26 protein-coding genes and 1 tRNA gene are annotated in these 25,885 nt (G+C 48.5%); 16 read left to right on the plus strand and 11 right to left on the minus strand.

Annotation, left to right across the window (positions count from 1 at the left end):
• Nucleotides 1–29: 29 nt before the first annotated feature.
• On the plus strand, nt 30–563 hold the full coding sequence (locus tag OGY06_RS23045; protein ID WP_001221666.1) for a lipocalin family protein: 534 nt from the start codon (nt 30–32) through the stop codon (nt 561–563).
• Here OGY06_RS23045 and sugE read toward each other — a convergent pair.
• The gene (gene sugE / locus OGY06_RS23050; RefSeq protein ID WP_000118520.1) at nt 560–877 is read right to left on the minus strand and encodes a quaternary ammonium compound efflux SMR transporter SugE; all 318 of its coding nucleotides are present in this window, start codon (nt 875–877) and stop codon (nt 560–562) included. The genes OGY06_RS23045 and sugE overlap by 4 nt on opposite strands.
• Nucleotides 878–1,133: 256 nt before the next feature.
• Between sugE and OGY06_RS23055 the strand changes: the two genes are divergently transcribed.
• On the plus strand, nt 1,134–1,733 hold the full coding sequence (locus OGY06_RS23055; protein WP_003830562.1) for a LuxR C-terminal-related transcriptional regulator: 600 nt from the start codon (nt 1,134–1,136) through the stop codon (nt 1,731–1,733).
• A 30-nt stretch (nt 1,734–1,763) separates the two neighbouring features.
• On the opposite strand, the gene ecnB is transcribed toward OGY06_RS23055, so the two are convergent.
• The 3 genes from ecnB to efp form a co-directional block, all read right to left on the minus strand.
• On the minus strand, nt 1,764–1,910 hold the full coding sequence (ecnB, locus tag OGY06_RS23060) for a lipoprotein toxin entericidin B (protein WP_003025482.1): 147 nt from the start codon (nt 1,908–1,910) through the stop codon (nt 1,764–1,766).
• A 107-nt stretch (nt 1,911–2,017) separates the two neighbouring features.
• Nucleotides 2,018–2,152: a lipoprotein antitoxin entericidin A gene (gene ecnA, locus OGY06_RS23065; protein WP_003830568.1), complete on the minus strand. Its 135-nt coding sequence runs from the start codon at nt 2,150–2,152 to the stop codon at nt 2,018–2,020.
• Between the two features lie 57 nt (nt 2,153–2,209).
• Nucleotides 2,210–2,776, minus strand: coding sequence for an elongation factor P (gene efp / locus OGY06_RS23070; protein WP_003025478.1), 567 nt, complete (start codon nt 2,774–2,776; stop codon nt 2,210–2,212).
• A gap of 41 nt (nt 2,777–2,817) precedes the next feature.
• Between efp and epmB the strand changes: the two genes are divergently transcribed.
• Entirely contained in the window at nt 2,818–3,846 is a 1,029-nt protein-coding gene (gene epmB, locus OGY06_RS23075) for an EF-P beta-lysylation protein EpmB (RefSeq protein WP_286605981.1), read from the plus strand.
• A 183-nt stretch (nt 3,847–4,029) separates the two neighbouring features.
• A complete protein-coding gene (yjeJ, locus tag OGY06_RS23080; RefSeq protein ID WP_063941666.1) occupies nt 4,030–4,893 on the plus strand; it encodes a YjeJ family protein in 864 nt (287 codons plus the stop codon).
• A 178-nt stretch (nt 4,894–5,071) separates the two neighbouring features.
• Here yjeJ and OGY06_RS23085 read toward each other — a convergent pair whose 3' ends face one another.
• The 3 genes from OGY06_RS23085 to OGY06_RS23095 form a co-directional block, all read right to left on the minus strand.
• Nucleotides 5,072–5,425: a DUF4156 domain-containing protein gene (locus OGY06_RS23085; RefSeq protein WP_003025468.1), complete on the minus strand. Its 354-nt coding sequence runs from the start codon at nt 5,423–5,425 to the stop codon at nt 5,072–5,074.
• A gap of 252 nt (nt 5,426–5,677) precedes the next feature.
• Nucleotides 5,678–7,321 carry a chaperonin GroEL gene (gene groL, locus OGY06_RS23090; protein ID WP_003830576.1) on the minus strand — a complete coding sequence of 548 codons (1,644 nt, stop codon included), beginning with the start codon at nt 7,319–7,321 and terminating at the stop codon, nt 5,678–5,680.
• Nucleotides 7,322–7,364: 43 nt separating this feature from the next.
• Entirely contained in the window at nt 7,365–7,658 is a 294-nt protein-coding gene (locus tag OGY06_RS23095; RefSeq protein ID WP_000027827.1) for a co-chaperone GroES, read from the minus strand.
• A 275-nt stretch (nt 7,659–7,933) separates the two neighbouring features.
• Between OGY06_RS23095 and yjeH the strand changes: the two genes are divergently transcribed.
• Nucleotides 7,934–9,199, plus strand: coding sequence for an L-methionine/branched-chain amino acid transporter (gene yjeH / locus OGY06_RS23100; protein ID WP_164563208.1), 1,266 nt, complete (start codon nt 7,934–7,936; stop codon nt 9,197–9,199).
• 49 nt (nt 9,200–9,248) lie between these two features.
• Here yjeH and OGY06_RS23105 read toward each other — a convergent pair whose 3' ends face one another.
• The gene (locus tag OGY06_RS23105; RefSeq protein ID WP_003025457.1) at nt 9,249–9,725 is read right to left on the minus strand and encodes an FxsA family protein; all 477 of its coding nucleotides are present in this window, start codon (nt 9,723–9,725) and stop codon (nt 9,249–9,251) included.
• A gap of 338 nt (nt 9,726–10,063) precedes the next feature.
• Here OGY06_RS23105 and aspA point away from each other — a divergent pair, with 338 nt between their 5' ends.
• The 7 genes from aspA (at nt 10,064) to OGY06_RS23140 (ending at nt 17,026) form a co-directional block, all read left to right on the plus strand.
• Nucleotides 10,064–11,500, plus strand: coding sequence for an aspartate ammonia-lyase (gene aspA / locus OGY06_RS23110; RefSeq protein WP_003830668.1), 1,437 nt, complete (start codon nt 10,064–10,066; stop codon nt 11,498–11,500).
• A gap of 115 nt (nt 11,501–11,615) precedes the next feature.
• Nucleotides 11,616–12,917: an anaerobic C4-dicarboxylate transporter DcuA gene (gene dcuA / locus OGY06_RS23115; RefSeq protein WP_003830670.1), complete on the plus strand. Its 1,302-nt coding sequence runs from the start codon at nt 11,616–11,618 to the stop codon at nt 12,915–12,917.
• A gap of 128 nt (nt 12,918–13,045) precedes the next feature.
• Nucleotides 13,046–13,393 (plus strand): divalent cation tolerance protein CutA, encoded by a 348-nt coding sequence (gene cutA, locus OGY06_RS23120; protein WP_003025447.1) that lies wholly within the window; start codon nt 13,046–13,048, stop codon nt 13,391–13,393.
• Nucleotides 13,369–15,078 (plus strand): protein-disulfide reductase DsbD, encoded by a 1,710-nt coding sequence (locus OGY06_RS23125; protein WP_286586911.1) that lies wholly within the window; start codon nt 13,369–13,371, stop codon nt 15,076–15,078. The genes cutA and OGY06_RS23125 overlap by 25 nt, the downstream gene beginning before the upstream one ends.
• 36 nt (nt 15,079–15,114) lie before the next feature.
• A complete protein-coding gene (locus tag OGY06_RS23130) occupies nt 15,115–15,690 on the plus strand; it encodes a transcriptional regulator (protein ID WP_008785982.1) in 576 nt (191 codons plus the stop codon).
• A 152-nt stretch (nt 15,691–15,842) separates the two neighbouring features.
• Nucleotides 15,843–15,918 (plus strand) — tRNA-Phe (locus OGY06_RS23135).
• A gap of 649 nt (nt 15,919–16,567) precedes the next feature.
• Entirely contained in the window at nt 16,568–17,026 is a 459-nt protein-coding gene (locus tag OGY06_RS23140; protein WP_045268678.1) for a hypothetical protein, read from the plus strand.
• Between the two features lie 488 nt (nt 17,027–17,514).
• Here OGY06_RS23140 and OGY06_RS23145 read toward each other — a convergent pair whose 3' ends face one another.
• Entirely contained in the window at nt 17,515–18,495 is a 981-nt protein-coding gene (locus OGY06_RS23145) for an IS5-like element ISKpn26 family transposase (protein ID WP_000019450.1), read from the minus strand.
• Between the two features lie 269 nt (nt 18,496–18,764).
• Between OGY06_RS23145 and OGY06_RS23150 the strand changes: the two genes are divergently transcribed.
• The 4 genes from OGY06_RS23150 to OGY06_RS23165 all read left to right on the plus strand — a co-directional run bounded on the left by OGY06_RS23150 (nt 18,765) and on the right by OGY06_RS23165 (nt 24,113).
• On the plus strand, nt 18,765–19,730 hold the full coding sequence (locus OGY06_RS23150; RefSeq protein ID WP_045332106.1) for a LacI family DNA-binding transcriptional regulator: 966 nt from the start codon (nt 18,765–18,767) through the stop codon (nt 19,728–19,730).
• Between the two features lie 68 nt (nt 19,731–19,798).
• On the plus strand, nt 19,799–21,532 hold the full coding sequence (locus OGY06_RS23155; protein WP_045332107.1) for a glycoside hydrolase family 13 protein: 1,734 nt from the start codon (nt 19,799–19,801) through the stop codon (nt 21,530–21,532).
• A gap of 59 nt (nt 21,533–21,591) precedes the next feature.
• On the plus strand, nt 21,592–23,220 hold the full coding sequence (locus OGY06_RS23160) for a PTS transporter subunit IIBC (protein ID WP_045332109.1): 1,629 nt from the start codon (nt 21,592–21,594) through the stop codon (nt 23,218–23,220).
• A gap of 86 nt (nt 23,221–23,306) precedes the next feature.
• A complete protein-coding gene (locus tag OGY06_RS23165; protein ID WP_045332110.1) occupies nt 23,307–24,113 on the plus strand; it encodes an endonuclease/exonuclease/phosphatase family protein in 807 nt (268 codons plus the stop codon).
• Nucleotides 24,114–24,309: 196 nt separating this feature from the next.
• Here OGY06_RS23165 and OGY06_RS23170 read toward each other — a convergent pair whose 3' ends face one another.
• Both OGY06_RS23170 and OGY06_RS23175 read right to left on the minus strand, forming a co-directional pair.
• Nucleotides 24,310–24,663, minus strand: coding sequence for a hypothetical protein (locus OGY06_RS23170; RefSeq protein WP_045332113.1), 354 nt, complete (start codon nt 24,661–24,663; stop codon nt 24,310–24,312).
• A 30-nt stretch (nt 24,664–24,693) separates the two neighbouring features.
• Nucleotides 24,694–25,814 (minus strand): IS3-like element ISSen4 family transposase gene (locus OGY06_RS23175; protein ID WP_103015411.1). Its coding sequence is split into 2 segments (ribosomal slippage): nt 24,694–25,556 and nt 25,556–25,814, totalling 1,122 coding nucleotides; the frame shifts between segments, so codons are not numbered across the junction.
• Between the last annotated feature and the right edge of the window lie 71 nt (nt 25,815–25,885).

Genomic DNA, 25,885 nt, shown 5'->3' on the forward strand with positions numbered 1-25,885 from the left:
CTTAACAAAAATACAGCAAGGAAAATCCCATGCGCATTTTGCCCGTCGTTGCTGCAGTTACGGCTGCATTCCTGGTTGTCGCGTGCAGCTCCCCGACACCGCCGAAAGGCGTTACCGTGGTAAATAACTTTGATGCCAAACGCTATCTGGGAACCTGGTATGAAATTGCGCGCTTCGACCATCGTTTCGAGCGCGGGTTGGATAAAGTGACCGCAACGTACAGCTTGCGCGACGACGGCGGCATCAACGTTATTAATAAGGGCTATAACCCTGACAGGGAGATGTGGCAGAAAACGGAAGGGAAAGCCTATTTCACCGGCGACCCAAGCAGAGCCGCGCTTAAGGTTTCGTTCTTCGGCCCCTTCTATGGCGGGTATAACGTAATTGCACTCGACCGGGAATATCGTCACGCGCTGGTTTGTGGTCCGGATCGCGACTACCTGTGGATCCTTTCACGGACCCCTACTATTTCAGATGAAATGAAACAGCAAATGTTAGCCATCGCGACCCGGGAAGGGTTTGAGGTGAATAAACTGATTTGGGTGAAACAGCCCGGCGCTTAGTGAGTGCTCAGCTTCAGACCAATAATGCCAGCAACGATCAGCCCAAGGCTCAGCAAACGTGCCGGGCTGGCAGACTCACCCAGCAGCAAAATTCCTGTAATGGCCGCCCCAACAGCGCCAATACCGGTCCAGACCGCATAAGCGGTTCCTACAGGCAACGTGCGCATTGCCCAGGAGAGCATGGCGATACTGACGATCATCGCCGCAATAGTGATAATGCTTGGCGTAAGACGCGTAAAACCGTGGGTGTATTTCAGGCCAATCGCCCAGACGACTTCGAGCAAACCTGCAATTAATAAAACGATCCAGGACATATCAGGCTCCAGAACAATGGGGCCGTCCCCGGTGAAAGAAGCGTTTGCAGGTCGTCCTGCAAAGCTGATGTGTGAAATGGCATTTTTGCCCGGAAGAAAATGAATTTCAACCTTTTTATTCACTGCCTGCTAAAAGCAAGAATTAAGCATAATTAGCGGCGTAGTTCCCGCATTTGGCACTCATCGGAGTTCTCTATGATGAAGGGCTTTCTGAAACCAGAAAGTCGATTGCCCCTCTTCTGAATGCGAAACGTTTATGCTTAAAATTTTAGTGATTGACCGGTGCCACTTTACCCGCACAGGGATAGAGGCCTTGCTTAATCATTCTGGCAGGTTCAGCTCCTCATTTCTGGTATCAGGAATCAATAATCTCCTGTTAGCAAAAGAGCATATTTTGCAATGGAAACCGCATCTGGTGATCGCGGATTTATACAGTTTTATTAGCGAGACGCACTCCAGTCCGCCAATTAAACCTTTTTTTATGAGTTGTGGCGTCATCCCACTAATTTTACTGCAATCAGCAGATAGACAGCATGCCCCCATCGTGCCCTCTCAATCCGTAGCCCATTCGGTCTTGACCAAGCACACCACGCTGAACACACTCTCCCACACAATTCAGGAAGCGCTTCAGGTTCGCCCCGCATTAGAAATAGCCAAAAATGCCACGCCTTTGCTTACGCCGCAGGAGGAGAAAGTATTATCAATGTGGATGGATGGTGTGAGTAACAATGCCATTGCCGCCGCGCTCAGCATTCATGGCAAAACGGTCTACACCTATAAGCGGAATATCCGTATGAAACTGCACCTGGGGAACCGCTTCTCGCCGTTCCTTTCACTCCCAGGGAAGGGTGATTAACGGTACGACACGACGTCGTACCGTTCTTCATTATTGCTGAGCTTTTGTCGCTGCACCAGAAATGGCGCTACCGCCTTCAGAAATATCCTGTCCTACGCCTCGTGTGGTATTACACGCGGTTAAAACGGAAGAAAGTACCAACACAGAAAAGATCGCAGCAATTGTCTTCTTAACCATAACGTCTTCCTTTTCTAGCCAATATTGTTTGTGTATAGCTACTTAATAATAGACAAGATCCGGGAGTGTGATGGATAAACAACCGTTTTTAAGACTATATGAAAGGATTAGCTGGCGGCGTGAGAAATTGAATTGCCAAGATGTTTTATGTCTTCACCGAAGCCGCGCGCGGTATTGCATCCCGTCAGGAGGGTGCTGGTGAAAAGGAGTAGCATTACAAGACCGAGAAGACGTTTCATCATTCCTGCCCTGGAAAAAGTATGGCGCAGCAACCTGCGCCATAAGATCAAATAGAAGACTTATTTTACGCGAGAAACGTATTCGCCGGAGCGGGTATCCACTTTGATCACTTCGCCGATCTGTACGAACAGCGGAACTTTAACGACTGCGCCGGTAGACAGGGTAGCCGGTTTGCCGCCAGTACCAGCGGTATCACCTTTCAGACCTGGGTCGGTTTCAACAACTTCCAGCTCAACGAAGTTCGGCGGAGTTACGGAGATCGGCTGACCGTTCCACAGGGTCACGATGCATTCAGCCTGGTCCAGCAGCCATTTGGCGTTATCGCCTACCGCTTTCTCGTCTGCAGCCAACTGTTCGAAAGTGGTGTTATTCATAAAGTGCCAGAACTCACCGTCGCTATACAGGAAGGTCAAGTTCATGTCGGCTACGTCTGCGCCTTCAGCGGAGTCAGTAGACTTGAAGGTTTTCTCTACGCGAGTACCGGTCAGCAGGCGACGCAGCTTAACGCGCGCAAACGCCTGGCCTTTACCTGGTTTAACGAATTCGCTGGCTTCAACCGCATAAGGTTCGCCGTCCAACATGATTTTAAGACCAGCACGAAAATCGTTGCTATAGTACGTTGCCATAAGGCCCTCTGAAAATTGTTAACTGGTAGCTAAGCCACAAAATGGCGCATATTGTAACCCTAAATACCCCATCCAGAGAAGATTGGTTATCGCAACTTGCCGATGTTGTGACCGATCCCGATGAACTTCTGCATCTTTTGAACATAGATGCAGATGAAAAACTGTTGGCCGGACGCGACGCGAGACGGCTTTTCGCCCTGCGCGTGCCGCGTGCGTTTATTGCCCGCATGGAGAAAGGCAACCCGGACGATCCGCTTTTACGTCAGGTGCTGACTGCCCAGGAAGAGTTTGTGGCCGCGCCAGGCTACTCAACCGACCCACTGGAAGAACAGCACAGCGTGGTTCCCGGTCTGCTGCATAAATATCGCAATCGGGCACTGCTGCTGGTTAAAGGCGGTTGCGCGGTAAATTGTCGCTATTGCTTCCGCCGACACTTCCCATACGCCGAAAACCAAGGCAATAAGCGCAACTGGCAGGTCGCCCTCGACTACATTAACGCGCACCCTGAGCTGGATGAAATCATCTTCTCTGGTGGCGATCCGTTAATGGCCAAGGACCACGAACTGGACTGGTTGCTCATGCAACTGGAAGCTATCCCGCACATTAAGCGTCTGCGTATTCACAGCCGTTTGCCAATAGTGATCCCGGCGCGCATTACAGAAGGACTGGTCGAGCGTTTTGCGCACTCCTCCTTGCAGATTCTGCTGGTCAATCACATTAACCATGCCAATGAAATTGATGAGACGTTTCGCCAGGCGATGAGCAGTCTGCGCGCCGCGGGCGTTACGTTACTCAACCAAAGCGTATTGCTGCGTGACGTAAACGATAACGCACAAACCCTGGCTAACCTTAGCAACGCACTGTTTGATGCCAGTGTGATGCCCTATTACCTGCACGTGCTGGATAAAGTGCAGGGTGCCGCACACTTTATGGTCAGCGACGATGAAGCGCGTCGCATTATGCGTGAGCTTCTGACGCTAGTTTCCGGCTATATGGTCCCCAAACTGGCGCGTGAAATTGGTGGAGAGCCAAGTAAAACACCGCTGGATCTGCAGTTACGCCAACAATAGCCATTACTGAGTGTCCGATTCCGGACACTCACCACGATTAATTATTATTTAAATCTCCACAAGTGGAGCCTCGCTTTTAATCTGTGCTATTTTAATTAGCGCAGTTCAATCATTCATTCGTAAACATTATCAATAGTTTCAAATGCAGAATATTAATAAATATATGGTTAAGGAGAACCTTTTATGGCTATAAGTATTAAGGGCATTAATACTGGCATTATTCGCCAAAAGAATGAATTTGTTGCCATGGCATTAAAAATAAAAGAACCAAGAAATAAGGAGTCGTTGTTTTTTCTTTCTCCGCTTGGGCTAAGAGACCTGCTTATCGCGCTGGAGAGCCGGCTGTTCGCCATTTCTCAGCTAAACAAAGACGAGCGTATGCAATATGAAAAGACATGCGATAAAGCCAGCAAAAAAATGCACGAGAATATTCCGTCAATTCAGGAAGATGAACTAAGAAATGCGGATATTAACCGTCGCATAAATTCGCTGATGTTAGTGGATGACAAAGGCGAGAATTTAACATTTTCTCTGACGTTACATGACGGACAAACATGCGAATTACTGGTTAATGAATTACAGATTCAGGTGTTGGCGCATGCAATTATTCACGCAATAAATAATGCTGGCATGAGAGAACTCGCGCTACGAATAACATCGCTGCTGGATTTCCTGCCGCTGTACGATGTTGATTGTCAGCAAAACGACAATCTGGAATACGACTCTTATACACAACCCGAATGGAAACATAACCTGTTTAATCATTATCTGGCGATTATTTACCGCTATAAAGATGATAAAGGAAAAGCCCAGTTCTGTGGTTCGGTAGTGAAAACTCGCGCCCTTTCCGGTAGCAAAGAAGCCGAAGCCATTACTCGCCGCCTTCTCGACTTCAGCCCGCGGCTGAAAAAACTTGCCGGTGTACCGTGCCAGGTGTTTGTCAGAACGTTGACGGGTGATAAGGCGCAAAAGCTCAATCAGGATCAGTGCCTGCGCGCACTGCATCATTTACGCGTTCAGTCTGCGCATAAAACTCAGAATGCCTGATGGCGCTGCGCTTATCAGGCCTACGATTGCATGAGCCTGTCCAGGCCACTTTATTACACAAAATCATTCAATCTGCATCGCGGCGGCAAGCGAAGAAATCCCCAGGAGCATAGATAACTATGTGACTGGGGTTTCATAGCGCAGTCAACAAAGAGGCAGCTTGAAGGATGAAGTGTAATCAGTTAGGGCACTTATAAACCTGACCAATCATCTCACTGGCGGTAGGAACAAAGCTGGACAGCATTCCCTGCGATGGGCTGCTGACGCCATAAATCACGTTACCGCCCATTGCCGCAGCCTGGTTACGCAGATCGTTTGCTGCGCCACGCATTGAGCCGCCCTCTTCGCCGTGCTGGCCTGAAAGCCAGTTGCTTTGCTTACCGGTTGCGGTGCCTATCAATTGGCACTCTGCACCAGGCTTGTCTTCAACAAAACGTACGCTTTGCCCGGCAGAACTCAGTTCGTTGCTGGAGCTACAACCCGCCATCAGTAGCGCGGCACCAACGATCCCTGCTAAATATTTCACGTGCATGTCATTCCCCATAATCAATTAGTTGGACGTTTTGTCCGTAGCTGAATCATATACTAAAAAGATGACCAAAAGAAAAACCCCCGGACATTTCTGCCCGAGGGTTTCTCAATTCTGGGAGATGAGCACCCAAATCATTCTGGTTGCAGGAAGGCGGCCAGTTTGTTAATCCCCAGGAGCTTACTCAAGTAAGTGACTGGGGTTAGCAAACGCAGCCAACGCATCTGCGGCCTGAAGGATGCAGGGTGTGGGCAATTACATCATGCCGCCCATACCACCCATGCCACCCATACCGGCAGCACCTAAGTCAGGCGCATCGCCTTTCGGCAGGTCGGTAACCATGCACTCGGTGGTGATCATCAGACCCGCAACAGAAGCCGCGTACTGCAGAGCAGAACGAGTTACTTTGGTTGGATCCAGGATACCCATGTCGATCATGTTGCCGTATTCTTCAGTTGCAGCGTTGTAACCGTAGTTACCGTCACCAGCTTTCACGGTGTTAGCCACTACAGACGGCTCTTCGCCGCAGTTCAGTACGATTTGACGCAGTGGGGATTCCATTGCGCGCAGCGCAACTTTGATACCTACGTTCTGGTCTTCGTTCTGACCTTTCAGGCCGGCAATTTTAGACGCTACGCGAATCAGCGCAACACCACCACCAGCAACCACGCCTTCTTCTACCGCAGCACGGGTAGCGTGCAGGGCATCTTCAACGCGGGCTTTCTTCTCTTTCATTTCAACTTCAGTCGCAGCACCAACTTTGATAACCGCAACGCCGCCTGCCAGTTTCGCTACGCGCTCCTGCAGTTTTTCACGGTCATAGTCGGAAGTTGCTTCTTCGATCTGCTGACGAATCTGAGTCACGCGACCCTGGATTGCAGCTTCGTCGCCCACGCCATCAATGATGGTGGTGGTATCTTTGTTGATAACAACGCGTTTCGCCTGACCCAGATCTTCCAGAGTTGCTTTTTCCAGCTCCATACCGATCTCTTCAGAGATAACGGTACCACCGGTCAGGGTAGCGATATCCTGCAGCATTGCTTTACGACGATCGCCGAAGCCTGGTGCTTTAACTGCAGCGACTTTCACGATACCGCGCATGGTGTTAACAACCAGAGTTGCCAGCGCTTCGCCTTCAACATCTTCAGCGATGATCAGCAGCGGTTTGCCTGCTTTCGCTACAGCTTCCAGAACCGGCAGCATTTCGCGGATGTTGGAGATTTTCTTGTCAGCCAGCAGGATGAACGGGCTTTCCAGTTCTACTGCGCCAGTTTCCGGCTTGTTGATGAAGTAAGGAGACAGGTAGCCACGGTCGAACTGCATACCTTCAACCACGTCCAGTTCGTCCTGCAGACCGGTACCGTCTTCAACGGTGATCACGCCTTCTTTACCGACTTTGTCCATCGCTTCAGCGATCAGTTTACCTACGGTTTCGTCGGAGTTAGCGGAGATGGTACCAACCTGAGCAATAGCTTTAGAGTCGGAGCACGGTACGGACAATGCTTTCAGTTCTTCAACAGCAGCAGCGACAGCTTTGTCGATACCACGTTTCAGATCCATCGGGTTCATGCCCGCAGCAACGGCTTTCAGACCTTCAGTGATGATGGACTGAGCCAGTACGGTTGCGGTGGTGGTACCGTCACCTGCAGCGTCGTTCGCTTTAGAGGCAACTTCTTTCACCATCTGCGCACCCATGTTTTCGAACTTGTCTTCCAGTTCGATTTCACGTGCTACGGAAACACCATCTTTAGTGATGGTCGGTGCACCGAAAGATTTATCCAGAACTACGTTACGGCCTTTTGGACCGAGGGTAACTTTCACTGCATCTGCCAGTACGTTTACGCCGCGCAGCATTTTCACACGAGCGTCGTTACCGAATTTTACGTCTTTAGCTGCCATTTTCTCTTTCCCTTAAATTCGTATGTTCAGTGTCGTTCGCGGATTAGGCTTCAACAATCGCCAGGATGTCGCTTTCAGACATGATCAACACTTCTTCATTGTCGATCTTCTCAGATTTAACACCGTAGCCATCGTTGAAAATAACGATATCGCCGACTTTCACGTCCAGCGGCTGTACGGTACCGTTGTCCAGGATGCGACCCTTACCGACAGCGATGATTTCGCCACGAGTTGATTTACCTGCTGCAGAACCAGTCAGTACGATGCCGCCAGCAGATTTGGATTCAACTTCTTTACGTTTGACGATCACACGATCATGTAACGGACGAATACTCATTGATAGCTCTCCTTTGAGAAAGTCTTTATCAGTTATGGGTGACGCCGGCCCGTAAACGGTTTCCCGGCTAGTGACCAGAGAGATGGGGATGGGGTTTTGTGCCTTCAAGGGGGCAAGCGAAAAAAATTTTTTATCAGCAGAAAATCCCGTCAAAACGCCGACGCACCTCACATTTCATAACGATTTCAGTCACGTCGTCATAAGCAAATCTGATTGTGATACCATCAAAAATCTGCGCTGTAGCCCGGTCAATGGGCATAACCGGATAACAACTTATGAGCGGACTGAAACAAGAGCTGGGACTGGCTCAGGGCGTTGGCCTGTTGTCGACATCATTGTTGGGTACAGGCGTTTTTGCCGTCCCCGCGCTGGCCGCACTGGTTGCGGGCAACAACAGCCTGTGGGCATGGCCGACGCTGATTGTTTTGGTCTTTCCCGTAGCGATTGTCTTCGCCGTACTGGGTCGTCATTTTCCCAGCGCAGGCGGTGTGGCGCATTTTGTCGGCATGGCCTTTGGTTCGCGCCTGGAGCGCGTCACCGGATGGTTATTTTTGTCGGTCATTCCTGTCGGCTTGCCTGCGGCATTGCATATCGCCGCCGGATTCGGTCAGGCGATGTTTGGCTGGCATGACGAGCAGCTTTTGCTGGCTGAGCTCGGTACGCTGGCATTGGTTTGGTACATCGGCTCCCGCGGCGCAAGCTCCAGCGCGAATCTACAAACGGTCATTGCCGGGCTGATTGTTGCCCTGATTGTTGCTATCTGGTGGGCGGGCGATCTGACACCTGGCGAAATCCCCTTCCCTGCGATTACCGATATTGAGCTTCCCGGCCTGTTCGCCGCGTTGTCGGTCATGTTCTGGTGCTTTGTCGGCCTTGAAGCGTTTGCTCACCTGGCGTCTGAATTCAAAAATCCGGAGCGAGACTTCCCACGCGCACTGATGATCGGCCTGCTGTTGGCGGGGTCTGTTTATTGGGCATGCACCGTTGTCGTTCTCCATTTTGGTGCCTACGGCGAGCAAATGGCGGCCGCAGCGTCGCTGCCAGAGATCGTCGTGCAACTGTTTGGCGTACAAGCTCTGTGGGTCGCCTGCATCATTGGTTATCTGGCCTGTTTTGCCAGCCTCAACATTTATATACAAAGCTTCGCCCGGCTGGTCTGGTCGCAAGCGCAGTATAAGCCGGAGAGTTATCTGGCTCGTCTGTCCCCCCGCCACCTTCCGCGCAATGCGCTTAACGCCGTATTGTGCTGCTGCGTAGTCAGTACTCTGTGCATCTATATGCTGCAAATCAATCTCGATGCGTTAATCGTCTACGCCAACGGCATCTTTATTATGATTTATTTGTTGTGCATGTTGGCGGGGTGTCGATTACTGAAAGGGCATTATCGCGCACTGGCGGTCATTGGTGGTCTGCTGTGTCTACTGCTACTGGCGATGGTCGGCTGGAAGAGTCTGTACGCGTTGATTATGCTGGCAGGACTGTGGCTGTTTTTACCCCGCAGGCCAGATAAGGCAACGTTGACGCCATCATCCGGCCTATAAACACTTTTGCCGGATGGCGCTAACGCTTATCCGGCCTACATACTGATGCTTAATCCCGGCGATCGTCTTTATGTTCGATGCTGTCGCGCTTGTCATCCTTGCGCTGAAATTCACCATCAAAAGTCTCACCGCCGCCCGTTCCGGCGCTAAAACCACCGCCAGGCATACGCGAAAAACGCAAATGTGGCAGCAGTTTCATCGTCAGATGTTTTTGCACCGGGGGTAATAAAAGAAGAAGACCGAGGAAATCGGTGAAAAATCCGGGCAGCACCAACAGCAGACCGGCAATAATCAGCGATACGCTTTTGATCATTTCTGCAGCTGGACTTTCACCTGCCGCCATTTTCTGTTGCATCAGTAAAAAGTTCTTAAATCCCTGATTACGAACCAGAGACATACCGATAACCGATGTAAAAATAACCAAAATCAGCGTCATCAGGACGCCCATCACATGGGCAACCTGAATGAAAATAGATATCTCTATGTAAACATAGAGAAAAATGGCAAGTAATGGTATCCAGCGCAAAGGGATCTCCTGTTAATAACAGCCGTTTTGTTCAACTTCTGTTCGAAAAATTATGTTAATCGCATCGATTTGATATTGTGGTGGTTAGCAAAATTTCAAGTGGCTTGTACACTAATATTTAGGGTTAATCACAAAGGGGTGATCCATTTCACAGAATAATAAATAAGGGGTAAATTCCACGCTTTAAGTGATCCAGATTACGGTAGAAATCCTGAACCAGCATATGATCTCGGGTATCAGACCGATGCAGGGGATAATCGTCGGTCGAGAAACAATCGAAATCACATATATCCTGTGTGTTTAGTCAAATCATTGGCAGCTTGAAAAAGAAGGTTCACATGTTAAACAACATTCGTATCGAAGAAGACTTGTTGGGTACCAGGGAAGTTCCAGCGGACGCCTACTACGGTGTCCACACTCTGAGAGCGATTGAAAACTTCTACATTAGCAACAACAAAATCAGCGATATTCCTGAATTTGTTCGCGGTATGGTAATGGTTAAAAAGGCAGCGGCTATGGCCAACAAAGAGCTGCAAACCATTCCTAAGAGTGTGGCAAATGCCATCATCGCGGCGTGTGATGAAGTCCTGAATAACGGAAAATGCATGGATCAGTTCCCGGTAGACGTTTACCAGGGTGGTGCGGGTACCTCCGTCAACATGAACACCAACGAAGTTCTGGCCAATATCGGTCTGGAACTGATGGGTCACCAGAAAGGTGAATATCAGTACCTGAACCCGAACGACCACGTTAACAAATGTCAGTCTACCAACGACGCATACCCAACTGGCTTCCGTATCGCTGTATACGCATCCATCATCAAACTGGTTGATGCACTGAACCAGCTGCGCGAAGGCTTCGAGAAAAAAGCTGTTGAATTCCAGGACATCCTGAAAATGGGTCGTACCCAGCTGCAGGATGCTGTACCGATGACCCTCGGTCAGGAATTCCATGCTTTTAGCGTACTGTTGAAAGAAGAAGTGAAAAACATTAGCCGTACCGCTGAGCTGCTGCTGGAAGTTAACCTCGGCGCGACAGCAATCGGTACTGGTCTGAACACGCCGAAAGAGTACTCTCCGCTGGCAGTACAGAAACTGGCTGAAGTCACCGGCTTCGCCTGTGTTCCGGCAGAAGACCTGATTGAAGCAACTTCTGACTGTGGCGCATACGTTATGGTGCACGGCGCACTGAAACGTCTGGCTGTGAAGATGTCCAAAATCTGTAACGACCTGCGTTTGCTCTCCTCTGGTCCGCGTGCAGGTCTGAACGAGATCAACCTGCCGGAACTGCAGGCTGGTTCTTCTATCATGCCAGCTAAAGTGAACCCGGTTGTTCCGGAAGTCGTAAACCAGGTGTGCTTCAAAGTCATTGGTAACGACATCACTGTAACCATGGCATCTGAAGCTGGTCAGCTGCAGCTGAACGTAATGGAGCCGGTCATTGGTCAGGCAATGTTTGAATCCATTCACATTCTGAGCAACGCTTGCTACAACCTGCTGGAAAAATGCGTTAGTGGTATCACTGCTAACAAAGAAGTCTGTGAAGCGTTTGTATTCAACTCCATCGGCATCGTTACTTACCTCAACCCGTTCATTGGTCACCACAACGGCGACATCGTCGGTAAAATTTGTGCCGAAACCGGTAAGAGCGTACGTGAAGTTGTCCTGGAGCGCGGTCTGTTGACCGAGTCTGAACTGGACGATATCTTCTCTGCACAGAACCTGATGCACCCTGCTTATAAAGCAAAACGTTATACTGATGAAAGCGAACAGTAATCGTGTAGGGTAGTACCGGAGAAGGCACGTCATGATGACGTGCCTTTTTTCTTACTCGAAGTTACTTAAAAACAACAATTTAATATCAACTTGTTAAACAACAAGGAAGGCTAATATGATAGTTTTAGAACTTATCATCGTTTTGCTGGCAATCTTTTTAGGTGCCAGACTTGGGGGTATCGGTATTGGATTTGCAGGTGGGCTGGGTGTTCTGGTTCTCGCCGCTATCGGCGTAAAACCCGGTAATATCCCGTTCGATGTTATTTCCATCATCATGGCGGTTATCGCTGCCATTTCAGCTATGCAGATTGCAGGTGGTCTGGACTATCTGGTTCATCAAACTGAAAAACTGCTGCGTAAAAACCCGAAATACATCACGATCCTTGCACCTATCGTGACCTATTTCCTGACCATCTTCGCAGGTACCGGCAACATCTCTCTGGCAACGCTGCCAGTTATCGCCGAAGTTGCGAAAGAACAAGGGATCAAACCTTGCCGCCCGCTCTCTACTGCAGTGGTTTCTGCACAGATTGCGATTACGGCGTCTCCAATCTCCGCAGCCGTGGTTTACATGTCCTCTGTAATGGAAGGTCATGGCATCAGCTACATTCACCTGCTGTCCGTGGTCATTCCGTCCACCCTGCTGGCTGTTCTGGTCATGTCCTTCCTGGTAACTGCACTGTTCAACTCCAAACTGTCTGACGACCCGATTTATCGTAAGCGTCTGGAAGAAGGCCTGGTTGAACTGCGTGGTGAAAGACAAGTTGAAATCAAAGCTGGCGCAAAAACTTCTGTTTGGTTGTTCCTGCTGGGCGTGGTTTGTGTCGTCGTATATGCGATCGTCAACAGCCCAAGCCTCGGTCTGGTCGCTAAACCGCTGATGAACACCACCAACGCAATCCTGATCATCATGCTGAGCATCGCGACGCTGACCACGATCATCTGCCGCGTTGAAACTGACTCCATCCTGAACTCCAGCACTTTCAAAGCCGGTATGAGCGCCTGTATTTGTATCCTGGGTGTTGCATGGCTGGGTGATACCTTCGTATCTCACAACATTGACTGGATCAAAGATACTGCAGGTAGCGTAATTCAGGGTCATCCGTGGCTGCTGGCTGTCATCTTCTTCTTTGCTTCTGCACTGCTGTACTCTCAGGCTGCAACCGCTAAAGCACTGATGCCGATGGCTCTGGCTCTGAACGTTTCCCCACTGACTGCTGTTGCGTCTTTCGCCGCGGTTTCTGGCCTGTTCATTCTGCCAACCTACCCAACTCTGGTTGCGGCAGTTCAGATGGATGACACCGGTACAACTCGCATCGGTAAATTCGTCTTTAACCATCCGTTCTTCATCCCGGGTACTCTGGGTGTGGTTCTGGCTGTCTGCTTCGGCTTCTTGCTGGGCAGCTTCATGCTGTAAGTTTTTCCTGCAGGGTGCCTGGGCGCCCTGCAGTTCCTCCTCCCCACCCCGCTTTAACTAACATCCTTCCCTCGTCCGTTGTATAGTGACCATTCTTTTGCTGGTTACTCTGTTCTTTCGAGGTGTTTATGCTTGATGTAAAGAGTCAGGATATTTCCATCCCCGATACCGTTGTGGTGCTCTGTACCGCCCCGGATGAAGCAACCGCCCAGGATCTCGCCGCCAAAGTGCTGGCGGAAAAACTGGCTGCCTGCGTGACCCTGCTACCCGGTGCGACCTCCCTCTACTATTGGGAAGGCAAACTGGAACAGGAATATGAAGTCCAGATGATTTTAAAAACCACCGTCACACACCAGCAAGCCCTTCTCGATTGCCTGAAGTCACATCATCCGTATCAAACGCCTGAACTTCTGGTTTTACCCGTCACTCACGGAGACTTTGATTACCGCTCATGGCTCAACGCATCCTTACGCTGATCCTGCTGCTGTGCAGCACATCTACCTTTGCCGGATTATTTGACGCGCCTGGCCGCTCGCAGTTTGTTCCTGCCGATCGGGCGTTTGTTTTTGATTTTCAGCAAAACCAACACGATCTGAACCTCACATGGCAGGTTAAAGATGGCTACTATCTGTATCGCAAACAGATAAGCATTGCGCCATCTCAGGCCGATATTGCTGAGGTAAAACTACCGCCAGGCGTCTGGCATGAAGATGAGTTTTACGGCAAAAGTGAGATTTACCGTAAACAGCTGACTGTCCCGATCACGGTCAATCAGGCTAAGTCTGGCGCAACATTAACGATCACATACCAGGGCTGCGCCGACGCCGGATTTTGCTATCCGCCAGAAACAAAAACGGTGCCATTAAGTGAAGTGTCTGCCGGTTCTGCGGCGGCCCCTGCGCCAGCCCCAGCCACTGCAGATCCGCAAGAGAAACCGCAGCCCACGGCCCAACTCCCCTTCTCCGCGCTGTGGGCATTGCTGATCGGAATTGGTATCGCATTTACGCCTTGCGTACTGCCGATGTATCCGCTGATTTCCGGTATCGTACTGGGTGGCAAGCAACGCTTATCAACCGGACGGGCATTGCTGCTGACGTTTATCTACGTTCAAGGGATGGCGCTCACCTATACCGCGCTGGGTTTGGTTGTTGCAGCCGCCGGTTTGCAGTTCCAGGCCGCGCTTCAGCATCCCTACGTCCTGATTGGCCTTGCCGTCATCTTTACGCTGCTGGCTCTGTCGATGTTTGGCCTGTTCACGCTGCAATTGCCTTCATCACTGCAAACGCGTCTCACGCTAATGAGTAACCGCCAGCAAGGCGGATCTCCCGGCAGCGTCTTTGCGATGGGGGCGATTGCTGGCCTCATCTGTTCTCCTTGCACAACGGCCCCGCTAAGCGCGATTTTGCTGTATATCGCTCAGAGCGGGAACATATGGCTGGGAGGCGGCACACTGTATCTGTATGCTTTGGGGATGGGATTCCCCCTGATGCTGATTACCGTATTTGGCAACCGCCTGCTGCCTAAAAGTGGCCCATGGATGGAACATGTCAAAACCGCTTTTGGCTTTGTCATTCTGGCGCTTCCCGTCTTCTTACTCGAACGTATCGTTGGCGACGAGTGGGGCGTTCGCTTATGGTCACTGCTAGCCGTCGCGTTCTTTGGCTGGGCGTTCATCACCAGCCTACAGGCAAAGCACGCCTGGATGCGTATCGTGCAGATTGTCCTGTTAGCCGCAGCACTGGTAAGCGTGCGTCCATTGCAAGACTGGGCGTTCGGCGCACCACATGCTCAAACCCAGGCACATCTTAACTTCACGCCGGTGGCATCGGTAGATGCGTTAAATCAAGCACTGGCGCAAGCTAAAGGCAGGCCAGTCATGCTGGATCTGTATGCCGACTGGTGTGTAGCCTGTAAGGAATTTGAAAAGTACACGTTCAGTAATCCGCAGGTTCAGCAAGCGCTAGGCAACACGGTGCTATTGCAGGCAGATGTGACAGCAAACAATGCCCAGGATGTCGCTCTCCTGAAACATCTACAGGTTTTAGGTTTGCCGACTATCTTGTTCTTTGATGCCGAGGGGAAAGAGCACCCGGAAGCTCGGGTTACGGGCTTTATGGATGCCGCGACCTTCAGCGCACATTTGCGCGATCGCCAACCGTGAGCGACACTTGCAACAGGAAATACGGAGGAGAATACCGTGCAACGTGAAGATGTCCTGGGAGAAGCCCTGAAATTACTTGAGGTGCAAGGGATAGCCAATACCACGCTGGAAATGGTGGCCGAACGCATCGATTATCCTCTGGATGAACTGCAGCGCTTTTGGCCCGATAAAGAGGCCATTCTGTACGATGCGCTACGCTACCTCAGCCAGCGGGTGGATATCTGGCGGCGTCAGCTTTTGCTGGATGACACGCTGAGCGCTGAGCAGAAATTACTGGCGCGCTACACTGCGCTGTCCGAATGCGTGAGCAATAATCGCTATCCCGGCTGTCTGTTCATCGCCGCCTGTACGTTTTACCCCGATCCCGGGCATCCGATCCATCAGTTAGCCGATCAGCAAAAAAAGGCGGCACATGACTTCACCCATGAGCTGCTGACTACGCTGGAAGTTGACGACCCGGCAATGGTCGCCAAACAGATGGAACTGGTGCTGGAAGGCTGCCTGAGCCGCATGCTGGTTAATCGTAGCCATGCTGATGTCGAAACGGCACACCGCCTGGCTGAAGATATCCTGCGCTTTGCCCAGTGCCGAATGGGCGGTGCGCTGACCTAAGCGAGCATTACCTGTTTTCGTCGCCTCTGCCGGATAGATTTGTGCAAACTTCAGGCATAACCATGCAGATTGCCGCAATATTAAGCGGTTGAACAATGTTTCCAGAAATTTGATTGACTGACAGACGTGAATACGGTTTAATGCGCCCCGTTGCCCGGATAGCTCAGTCGGTAGAGCAGGGGATTGAAAATCCCCGTGTCCTTGGTTCGATTCCGAGTCCGGGCACCAATATTCATAAGGCCTCGCTGCAAAGCGGGGCTTTTTTCTTTTCTGGCTACGGTAGATTTCTGGTCGTTGCAACACGTTATTTGTTTGCTGGATTTCTCGCCATTTTCGCAGATGTTCGTTACTTTTAGACACCTCAACATCTTCTGATGTATTTTTTTCTTACCTCACAGCTACGGTCTCTCTACGGTCCTCTACGGTTCCTTTCTCTCAGATCATTCATAATGAAGTAGAAAACACGGGGGAAACGGGGAATTATCATTCTGCCTTAATCCGCTGTCCTTAACGTGATTTTGTCGCGGGGAATAAGGTGGGGAAATCCCCAATAGCAAGCGGGGAAACTTGGCAGCATACACTCTCCACCATTCACATGGGGATCTTCACCAGTCCGTCCACCTGCAACAAGCTCTTTTTTCCCTTTCACTTCTTACCTTTTCAGAATCCCCCGTTCTCCACGCCATCATAAAATGATTTATCCGTAAGCTAAACGTACTGGACTGTTAAACCTGAGTGTCCGCTGTGAGCGAAGAGGGGAAATTTGACAAACGGATGTACGAATTGAGGAAAGATAAGGTTTTTACCACAACACTTTTGCCGAACGATGTTATGGTTGAGACTACTCACGCAACCTTAACCACGGTGGTGCCTATAAATGAGATGGCGTCTACTCAGTACAACTCTACTTCTATCCTGCGCCATCTATCCAGGCAAAGGTATCGCTGATCAGTGCGAAAAGCTGGATAAGGAGGGGCTTCTAATATATCAGCAGTTTAAGAAATCCAAGATGTGTAAGGATTCGACTATCAACGCTGGATGGACCGACTGTTTATTTAAAGCCTACGGCACTAATATTCTTCTTTCTGGTGCAATAGGAACAACCATCGACGAACGCACCACGGGAATGTTGGGTAGCGGATTCTATGTCCTCTCTGTTGATGAACGTGCCAAGGTTAGAACGTTTATTGATCGGAAATTGGGTCTTCTATTGAGGGTGGACGGGAAAGACAACGTTGAAAAGTCTGGATGCATTTACAACGAGGTGTTCATAACACTTGATGCTCGGGTACTGGATCCAGGTGAATTTAATAAGTTGACCATGGGGATTGAGTAGCATCAAGAGGCATCAGGTAAGATTGGGGTGATGACTGCTATTTTGAACTCCATCATGTTCTTAATATCCGCTTCTGGCACTAAGCGGACCGCCTGAAACGCCCTAAAGCCTGCCATGAGCGAGGAGCCGAAACTGGCCTAGATCATACTTGAACGTTCTCTGGAAATTCTATATAAGCAAATAGTTTTGTTAAGCCGGATGCTTACATTCAAAAGAAGTAATAACGTGAGCGCGATGCAGCAGTCATGATTATCATGGTGTTATTTTCATGTATTTATCCTGAAAACGCGATGTATAATTACAAGGCCATTTAAGCTTCTGAAACGGAGTGGACAAACTAAGGAAGGTGCGAATAAGCAGGTCATTTCTTCCCAAGCTGACTCGCTGATTAAAATTTCGCGGATCTGGGCCGATTTTTTTCCCGCAAACACATCGAATCAGCCTATTTAGGCTATTTTTTCCACCATTTCTGGCGTTATTTCCGGTTTTTACTGAGATCTCTCCCACTGACGTATCATTTGGTCCACCCGAAACAGGTTGGCCAGGGTGAATAACATCGCCAGTTGGTTATCGTTTTTCAGCAGCCCCTTGTATCTGGCTTTCACGAAGCCGAACTGCCGCTTGATGATGCGAAACGGGTGCTCCACCCTGGCACGGATGCTGGCTTTCATGTATTCGATGTTGATGGCCGTTTTGTTCTTGCGCGGATGCTGCTTCAAGGTTTTTACCCTGCCGGGACGCTCGGCGATCAGCCAGTCCACATCCACCTCGGCCAGCTCCTCGCGCTGTGGCGCTCCTTGGTAGCCGGCATCGGCTGAGACAAATTGCTCCTCTCCATGCAGCAGATTACCCAGCTGATTGAGGTCATGCTCGTTGGCCGCGGTGGTGACTAGGCTGTGGGTCAGGCCACTCTTGGCATCGACACCAATGTGGGCCTTCATGCCAAAGTGCCACTGATTGCCTTTCTTGGTCTGATGCATCTCCGGATCGCGTTGCTGCTCTTTGTTCTTGGTAGAGCTGGGTGCCTCAATGATGGTGGCATCCACCAAAGTGCCTTGGGTCATCATGACGCCTGCTTCGGCCAGCCAGCGATTGATGGTCTTGAACAATTGACGGGCCAGTTGATGCTGCTCGAGCAGGTGGCGGAAATTCATGATGGTGGTGCGATCCGGCAGGGCGCTATCCAGGGATAATCGGGCAAACAGGCGCATGGAGGCGATTTCGTACAGGGCATCTTCCATGGCACCGTCGCTCAGGTTGTACCAATGCTGCATGCAGTGAATACGCAGCATGGTCTCCAGCGGATAGGGCCGTCGGCCATTGCCCGCCTTGGGATAAAACGGCTCGATGACAGCGGTCATATTCTGCCATGGCAGAATCTGCTCCATGCGGGAGAGGAAAATCTCTTTTCGGGTCTGACGGCGCTTAGTGCTGAATTCACTATCGGCGAAGGTGAGTTGATGGCTCATGATGTCCCTCTGGGATGCGCTCCGGATGAATATGATGATCTCATATCAGGAACTTGTTCGCACCTTCCCAAGGTATGCTCGCTCCCTGGTCTTGAGTTCAGGTCTAAATCTTGTGAGTGAAAATTAAACACTCATACGTCCACCCAGTTTTATTTACTGTGTTGTTAGCCAATATATTGGATACTATGCCCAAGTGACTCAACTCTGAATTCTGTATCTTGAAGTCACTTGGAGATATGGCAATAGTGCATTATTGAAGGAAATAGGTAATGAGTAAAAAAATGACCATGGCTGAGATTTCAAGGCAGCTTGGAATTTCAACAATGACTGTGTCGCGTTACTTTAATGGCGGTTATGTCTCGGAAGAGAACCGCCTTAAAATTGATGCCATCGTCAAAGAGAGTCATTACACGCCTAATATATTTGCTCGCTCCATTCGTAGCCAATCCAATATTATTGGTTTCATCGCGCCTCGTATTGAGTCATATACGACCAGTTTAGTGATTAAAGGGGCGCTGGCTGCTGCCAATGAATCACAAGTACGAATGCTGTTTCATGCCACAGGGTTTAACCATGAGTCAGAATGCCAAGCTGTGAGAGAGTTTAACGGCTTAAATGCATTGGGCACGATTATTATTGCGTCAAAGCACAGTGTCGAAGAGACTTTTTATCGAACCTTAGACAATGTGGTATTTATTGGCAAAAATACCCCCCACCATTGCTGTTTATATTACCCCGATCATGCAGCGATTAAAGCCCTCGTCTCCCACACCATCACTCAGTTAAAACAGCAGCAGGCACCGCTGGCTGCCGTACATTATATTTATGATGAGCGTATGCTTTCTAGCCGCACTAAGTTGATGCAAGCCACTATTACCGACACCGTCCCTGAGTTGAATTTATCACTACAAGCCCTAGCCAACTCGGAGGACAAAGCTGGCTATCAGGCCGTTCAATTACAGCCTAATCATGTCTACTTTTGTGCCACCGATAATATTGCCATTCGTTTATATCGTCGCGCCAAAGAACAGCAACTCAAGATCGGTCATAACGTATGGATTGTAGGCATGGGTGACTATGACTACAGCGATTTGTTAGTCCCGAGCCTGACGACTGTCGCTTTTAACTACTATCAAGTGGGCTACCAAGCTGTCAAAAAATTGCTCAAGCGCGATTTCAGTTCTGTTGAAGGCACATTCGACATAAAGATGAGAGAAAGCTCACAATTCCTCTGAAATTGTGTTGAGTCCAAATCGGTTCTACTTAACTATATGTGTTAACGATAACGCATATAGTATAACCGATGACACTCGCTCCTAATATGCACTCAAAACCACTCGCGTGGTGGAAGAAAGCAACCGCCTACCAAATTTATCCCCGTAGTTTTTATGATACAAACCAGGACGGTATTGGTGACATCAATGGCATCATTGCTAAGCTCGATTATCTTGCTGATTTGGGCATTGATTTAATATGGATTTGCCCATTCTATGCATCACCTAATGATGATAACGGGTACGATATTAGTGACTATCAAGCGATTCATCCTGACTTTGGAACCCTTGAGGATGTGGATGAACTAATCAGTGCTGCTCATAAACGTGGCATTCGCATTATTATGGATTTAGTGATCAACCACACTAGCGACGAGCACCCATGGTTCATTGAATCTCGAGATAACAAAAATAGCCCTAAGCGCGATTGGTATATTTGGCGTGATGGTTGTGAGCCTACCGCTGAAAAACCGACTTGCGACCCAAACAACTGGGAAAGTATTTTTCATGGCAGTGCATGGGAATATGATAAAAAAACTGCACAGTACTACTTGCACCTATTTTCAAAAAAACAACCTGATCTGAATTGGGAAAATCCTGAAGTTAAACAAACACTATTTAAAATGATTTATTGGTGGTTGGAGCGTGGTATTGATGGCTTCCGTGTGGATGCAATTAGCCATATTCAGAAACAACCAGGTTTACCTTCTTTACCCAATCCAAAGGGTGAAAAGTATGTCTCTTCGTTTGATTATCATATGAATGTGGCAGGGATTGAAAAACATCTGCATGAGTTAAAAGAGCAGGCGTTTGATCCCTTTAACATAGTGACAGTTGGTGAGGCTAATGGGGTGACTGCCGACAATGCATTACTTTGGGTTGCCGAAGCGACCGAACACGATCAAGGCGGTGTTTTCAACATGATTTTTCAGTTTGAACACATGAAGCTATGGTCGGAAGAAAAAAGCAACGTGCCTTTAGATCTAGTGGAGTTCAAACGCATTTTATCGCGTTGGCAAGATGCATTAGAAGGTAAAGGCTGGAATGCGCTTTATTTAGAAAACCACGATCAAGCTCGTAGCATTGATACTTTTGCCGACCCTACCTCTAGGTATGCCAGTGCTACCGCGTTAGCGAGTTGTTATTTCTTGATGAAAGGAACTCCGTTTATTTATCAGGGCCAAGAGATTGGTATGGTAAATCATCAGTTTACTTCTCTTGATGAATTTAATGATGTGTCTGCTAGAAATTTAATTCAAAAGCTATCTCAACAAGGTCAAAGCGATGCAGACATCTTAGCCTTGTTAAATCAAGTATCTCGCGACCACAGTCGCTTGCCAATGCAATGGAATGCGCAGGATTTTGCCGGTTTTTCTGAGGTGCAACCTTGGTTCTCCGTCAATCAACAGTACGCAGATATCAATGTTGAGCAACAACAGAATGATCCAAATTCGATTTTGAGTTTCTATAAGCAGCTGATTGCTCTGCGTAAGTCAAATGTAAGTTTAGTGGTTGGCCGCTATCAATTGCTGCTACCTAACGACCCTAATATCTATGCTTATCAACGTGTTGCACAAGATATGACATGGACCATTATTACCAATTTAAGTCCACAAGAGAGCATCGTTGATATCGACCGCATGCAATTAGGCGAGTTAATGCTTGATAATCAGAATATCAACAATGAACACGTTCGCTCAGATTTTATAGCGACGCAAATTGCCCCACCTTATGCTGCGTATATATTTGCAAGAAAGCACTAAATTATATTTATCGCAGGGCCTTGATAAGGCTACCCTGCATTTAAACCAAGGAATCATTTATGAGTCAGTTACTATCTTTTGATTTTTGGCAACGATTTGGGAAATCCCTTATCGTTGTTATCGCGGTGATGCCAGCCGCTGGTATCATGATATCACTCGGTAAAGTTGTCGCAATGTATGCCGGTGGTATTGGTGCCATTGAAACACTAGGCGCTATTATGGAAAACATAGGCTGGGGGATCATAGTTAATCTTCACCTATTATTTGCTGTCGCTATTGGTGGATCATGGGCTAAAGAACGTGCAGGAGGAGCATTTGCCGCGCTGATCGCCTTCATCTTAATTAACCGTATCACTGGGGTTATATTAGGCGTGGATAACGCTATGCTCAGTGATCCCGAGGCGGTTGTGATGAGCCTATTTGGTTCTGAGCTACCTGTCTCTCAATTCTTCACTAATATTTTGGGTGCTCCTGCTCTAAATATGGGTGTGTTTATCGGTATTATGTCTGGCTATTTAGGTGCCAACTTATTTAACCGTTATCATGACTTCGCTCGCTTACCTCAGGCATTAGCATTTTTCAACGGTAAGCGTTTTGTACCTTTTGTTGTTATTTTCTATTCGATGATTATTGCGTTTGCTTTATCAATCGTATGGCCTTTAATTCAAGGTGCGCTTAATGATTTTGGTCAATGGATTGCAACCTCTAAAGACACTGCGCCGATCACTGCTCCTTTCTTGTATGGTACGTTAGAGCGCTTATTACTGCCATTTGGTTTACACCACACTTTAACTATTCCAATGAATTACACCGAGTTGGGTGGTACTTATGAGCTTTTAACAGGGGTGAATGCGGGGGCAAGTGTTTACGGTCAAGATCCACTATGGCTAGCTTGGGTTAGCGATTTAAATAATCTTAAATTAAGCGATCCGACAACTTACCAACATCTATTAGATACGGTGCATCCAGCACGTTTTAAAGCGGGCCAAGTTATTATCGCAGCGTCTTCATTGATTGGTATTGGACTTGCGATGTATCACTGTGTTGATAGTGATAAGCGCGCACAATACAAGCCAATGTTTTTATCTGCGTGTCTTGCTGTGTTATTAACCGGTGTGACAGAGCCTATTGAATTCATGTTTATGTTTATTGCTCCTGTTTTGTATGTTGCGCATGCGGTATTAACAGGGATTGCATTTGCGTTGGTCGATGTGATGGACCTACGTATACATGCCTTTGGTTTGATTGAGTTACTCACTCGTATACCTATGATGGTTTCAGCGGGAATCGGTGGTGATTTGGTTCGCTTCGCATTGGTTTCTATTGTTTTCTTTGGTGTTAACTATGGATTATTCCGTGTGCTCATTGTCAAATTTAAATTGCCAACACCGGGCCGTATGGGTAACTACCTCGATGAAAGTTCAGAATCCATGTCAGAAGATGAGAAGATGGACATTATTATTCAGAATTTAGGTGGCCGTGCCAATATTGCTGAGATTGATGCTTGTATGACTCGCTTGCGCATTACAGTTAATGACCCGCAGTTGGTTGCTGAATATGCATTATGGAAGCCGACAGGAGCACTTGGTGCTGTAATTAAAGAACAGGGAGTACAAGTTATTTATGGTCCAGGAGTGGATGTCATTAAATCTAGATTAGTTGAGAAGTTTTCAGCACAACCTGAGTAATTCATTCTCTACCCTAGATAAAATAACCTCGAGAAACGCAGCCTTGAGCTGCGTTTAACTCGCTACAATGAATAAGTGAATAATAAATGAAGTTAATGACGCTAAATACCCATAGTTGGCAAGAAGAGAAACAACTAGAAAAGTTGGATGTGGTAGCGCAAGCCATTATCGAGCAAGGGTGCGATGTCGTTGCATTACAGGAAGTGAATCAACATCAAAATAGCCCGGCTGTTGATGCCAATATATTAACTAATCACACCGTGCTCGCTGATAACTATGGATATTTATTACAGAAAAAACTCATGGAATACGGCTATCACTACCAACTTACATGGGATTTCGTTCATCAAAGTTATGACGTATATCAAGAGGGACTGGCATTCTTGACGCGACTGCCGATTGTCGAGCATGAGGTCATTGACCTAAGTGATAACTATGATGTGAACTTTTGGAAACATAGGCGAGCAGTGCGTATTAAGGTCACTTCTCAACGAGGTGATTTCAATCTTTATAATTGTCATTGCGGCTGGTGGAGTGACTCAGAGAGCTCATTTGAGGACCAGTTCAACAGAATAAAGGCAACATTATCAACAGAGTTGAGCTTTCTATTAGGCGATTTCAACAACCCAAGCCATATACGCAATGAAGGTTATGATTATGTATTACAGTGCGGTTTGATAGATTGTTATGAAATAGCAGAAATAAAAGACTCCGGAACTACTGTAATTAAAAATATTGACGGTTGGGAACAAAATAGCCAAGCGCTACGCATTGATTTGGTTCTTAGTAATCAACCGATGGTGGTAAAGCAGCATCAGGTGATTTTTAATAACGATTTTTATCCGGTTGTATCGGATCACTTTGGGGTTCTGGTGGAAGTAGACATTATTTAATGTTTATTCATAGACTAAACCTTAAGCAATACTGGACTTTTAATTACGTGACTTTGCAATACCTGTAGTTATTCAGGACTTTCTAATTTAGTAAAGGCGCTGACACGTTTTTGTCCCAAAACTGTGTTACAAAATCCACAACACCAAATTTTGAAGAGCCCCTTAGAGAGGGGCTAGTTGAGGGGAGCCCAGTTGGCTAGTTGGCGGGGGTATCTGTTTCCTCTTCAGTGATTTCGTCATCGGTTGAAGGCACCACTTGTTCAACTTCTGCTTCTTTACCCTTTGCTTTAGCTGATTTTCGTGCTCGAATTTCGATATCAATAATGCGCCGAGCCAGTTTGATAATGCGCTGTTGCCATGCGTAGTTGCCATCAACACGTTGCTTATTGCTAAGCACGCTAGATAACCAGAGTGTGTCCATTGAGATCATCAACGCATCGAGTTTGCGAACTAAGCCGACAAACTGGCCAACCTGAGGCGAGCTGATTTTGGCGTTGAAGGTAATCGGGTCGGTGTAGTCAGGTACTTCATCGATGCCGTTGGACTCCATCTGACCTGCCCCCACGATTAGATACAACACTCAGTTAGTAACGTCGGAATCTTCATTCTCAGAATGACCCTTTCTCCAGCCCGCTGCAAATTCAGACGGTGTCTGATAATTCAGCGTGGAGTGCGGGCGGCATTCGTTATAATCCTGCCGCCAGTCATTAATAATTTTCCTGGCATGAACGATATCGCTGAACCAGTGCTCATTCAAACATTCATCGCGAAATCGTCCGTTAAAGCTCTCAATATATCCGTTCTGCGTTGGCTTGCCCGGCTGGATTAAGCGCAACTCAACACCATGCTCAAAGGCCCATTGATCCAGTGCACGGCAAGTGAACTCCGGCCCCTGGTCAGTTCTTATCGTCGCCGGATAGCCTCGAAACAGTGCAATGCTGTCCAGAATACGCGTGACCTGAACGCCTGAAATCCCAAAGGCAACAGTGACCGTCAGGCATTCCTTTGTGAAATCATCGACGCAGGTAAGACACTTGATCCTGCGACCGGTGGAAAGTGCGTCCATGACGAAATCCATCGACCAGGTCAGATTGGGCGCCGCCGGACGGAGCAGCGGCAGACGTTCTGTTGCCAGCCCTTTACGACGTCTTCTGCGTTTTACGCCCAGGCCACTGAGGTGATAAAGCCGGTACACGCGCTTATGATTAACATGAAGCCCTTCACGGCGCAGCAACTGCCAAATACGACGGTAGCCAAAACGCCTGCGCTCCAGTGCCAGCTCAGTGATGCGCCCTGATAAATGCGCATCAGCAGCCGGACGGTGAGCCTCATAGCGGCAGGTCGACAGGGATAAACCTGTAAGCCTGCAGGCACGACGTTGCGACAGACCGGTCGCATCACACATCAACATCACGGCTTCCCGCTTCTGGTCTGTCGTCAGTACTTTCGCCCAAGAGCCACCTGAAGCGCCTCTTTATCCAGCATGGCTTCGGCAAGCAGCTTCTTGAGTCTGGCGTTCTCTTCCTCAAGCGACTTCAGGCGCTTAACTTCAGGCACCTCCATACTGCCATACTTCTTACGCCAGGTGTAAAACGTGGCATCGGAAATGGCATGCTTGCGGCAGAGTTCACGGGCGGGTACCCCAGCTTCGGCTTCGCGGAGAATACTGATGATCTGTTCGTCGGAAAAACGCTTCTTCATGGGGATGTCCTCATGTGGCTTATGAAGACATTACTAACATCGGGGTGTACTAATCAACGGGGAGCAGGTCA

This window comes from Citrobacter sp. Cpo147, assembly GCF_030332405.1.
GTDB lineage: Bacteria > Pseudomonadota > Gammaproteobacteria > Enterobacterales > Enterobacteriaceae > Citrobacter > Citrobacter portucalensis.

Excerpts from the sequence above, each read along its gene's own strand:
- OGY06_RS23045 (WP_001221666.1), top strand. The coding sequence starts at position 30 with ATGCGCATTTTGCCCGTCGTTGCTGCAGTTACGGCTGCATTCCTGGTT.
- sugE (WP_000118520.1), bottom strand. The coding sequence starts at position 877 with ATGTCCTGGATCGTTTTATTAATTGCAGGTTTGCTCGAAGTCGTCTGG.
- OGY06_RS23055 (WP_003830562.1), top strand. The coding sequence starts at position 1,134 with ATGCTTAAAATTTTAGTGATTGACCGGTGCCACTTTACCCGCACAGGG.
- ecnB (WP_003025482.1), bottom strand. The coding sequence starts at position 1,910 with ATGGTTAAGAAGACAATTGCTGCGATCTTTTCTGTGTTGGTACTTTCT.
- ecnA (WP_003830568.1), bottom strand. The coding sequence starts at position 2,152 with ATGATGAAACGTCTTCTCGGTCTTGTAATGCTACTCCTTTTCACCAGC.
- efp (WP_003025478.1), bottom strand. The coding sequence starts at position 2,776 with ATGGCAACGTACTATAGCAACGATTTTCGTGCTGGTCTTAAAATCATG.
- epmB (WP_286605981.1), top strand. The coding sequence starts at position 2,818 with ATGGCGCATATTGTAACCCTAAATACCCCATCCAGAGAAGATTGGTTA.
- yjeJ (WP_063941666.1), top strand. The coding sequence starts at position 4,030 with ATGGCTATAAGTATTAAGGGCATTAATACTGGCATTATTCGCCAAAAG.
- OGY06_RS23085 (WP_003025468.1), bottom strand. The coding sequence starts at position 5,425 with ATGCACGTGAAATATTTAGCAGGGATCGTTGGTGCCGCGCTACTGATG.
- groL (WP_003830576.1), bottom strand. The coding sequence starts at position 7,321 with ATGGCAGCTAAAGACGTAAAATTCGGTAACGACGCTCGTGTGAAAATG.
- OGY06_RS23095 (WP_000027827.1), bottom strand. The coding sequence starts at position 7,658 with ATGAGTATTCGTCCGTTACATGATCGTGTGATCGTCAAACGTAAAGAA.
- yjeH (WP_164563208.1), top strand. The coding sequence starts at position 7,934 with ATGAGCGGACTGAAACAAGAGCTGGGACTGGCTCAGGGCGTTGGCCTG.
- aspA (WP_003830668.1), top strand. The coding sequence starts at position 10,064 with ATGTTAAACAACATTCGTATCGAAGAAGACTTGTTGGGTACCAGGGAA.
- dcuA (WP_003830670.1), top strand. The coding sequence starts at position 11,616 with ATGATAGTTTTAGAACTTATCATCGTTTTGCTGGCAATCTTTTTAGGT.
- cutA (WP_003025447.1), top strand. The coding sequence starts at position 13,046 with ATGCTTGATGTAAAGAGTCAGGATATTTCCATCCCCGATACCGTTGTG.
- OGY06_RS23125 (WP_286586911.1), top strand. The coding sequence starts at position 13,369 with ATGGCTCAACGCATCCTTACGCTGATCCTGCTGCTGTGCAGCACATCT.
- OGY06_RS23140 (WP_045268678.1), top strand. The coding sequence starts at position 16,568 with ATGAGATGGCGTCTACTCAGTACAACTCTACTTCTATCCTGCGCCATC.
- OGY06_RS23145 (WP_000019450.1), bottom strand. The coding sequence starts at position 18,495 with ATGAGCCATCAACTCACCTTCGCCGATAGTGAATTCAGCACTAAGCGC.
- OGY06_RS23150 (WP_045332106.1), top strand. The coding sequence starts at position 18,765 with ATGAGTAAAAAAATGACCATGGCTGAGATTTCAAGGCAGCTTGGAATT.
- OGY06_RS23155 (WP_045332107.1), top strand. The coding sequence starts at position 19,799 with ATGACACTCGCTCCTAATATGCACTCAAAACCACTCGCGTGGTGGAAG.
- OGY06_RS23160 (WP_045332109.1), top strand. The coding sequence starts at position 21,592 with ATGAGTCAGTTACTATCTTTTGATTTTTGGCAACGATTTGGGAAATCC.
- OGY06_RS23165 (WP_045332110.1), top strand. The coding sequence starts at position 23,307 with ATGAAGTTAATGACGCTAAATACCCATAGTTGGCAAGAAGAGAAACAA.
- OGY06_RS23170 (WP_045332113.1), bottom strand. The coding sequence starts at position 24,663 with ATGGAGTCCAACGGCATCGATGAAGTACCTGACTACACCGACCCGATT.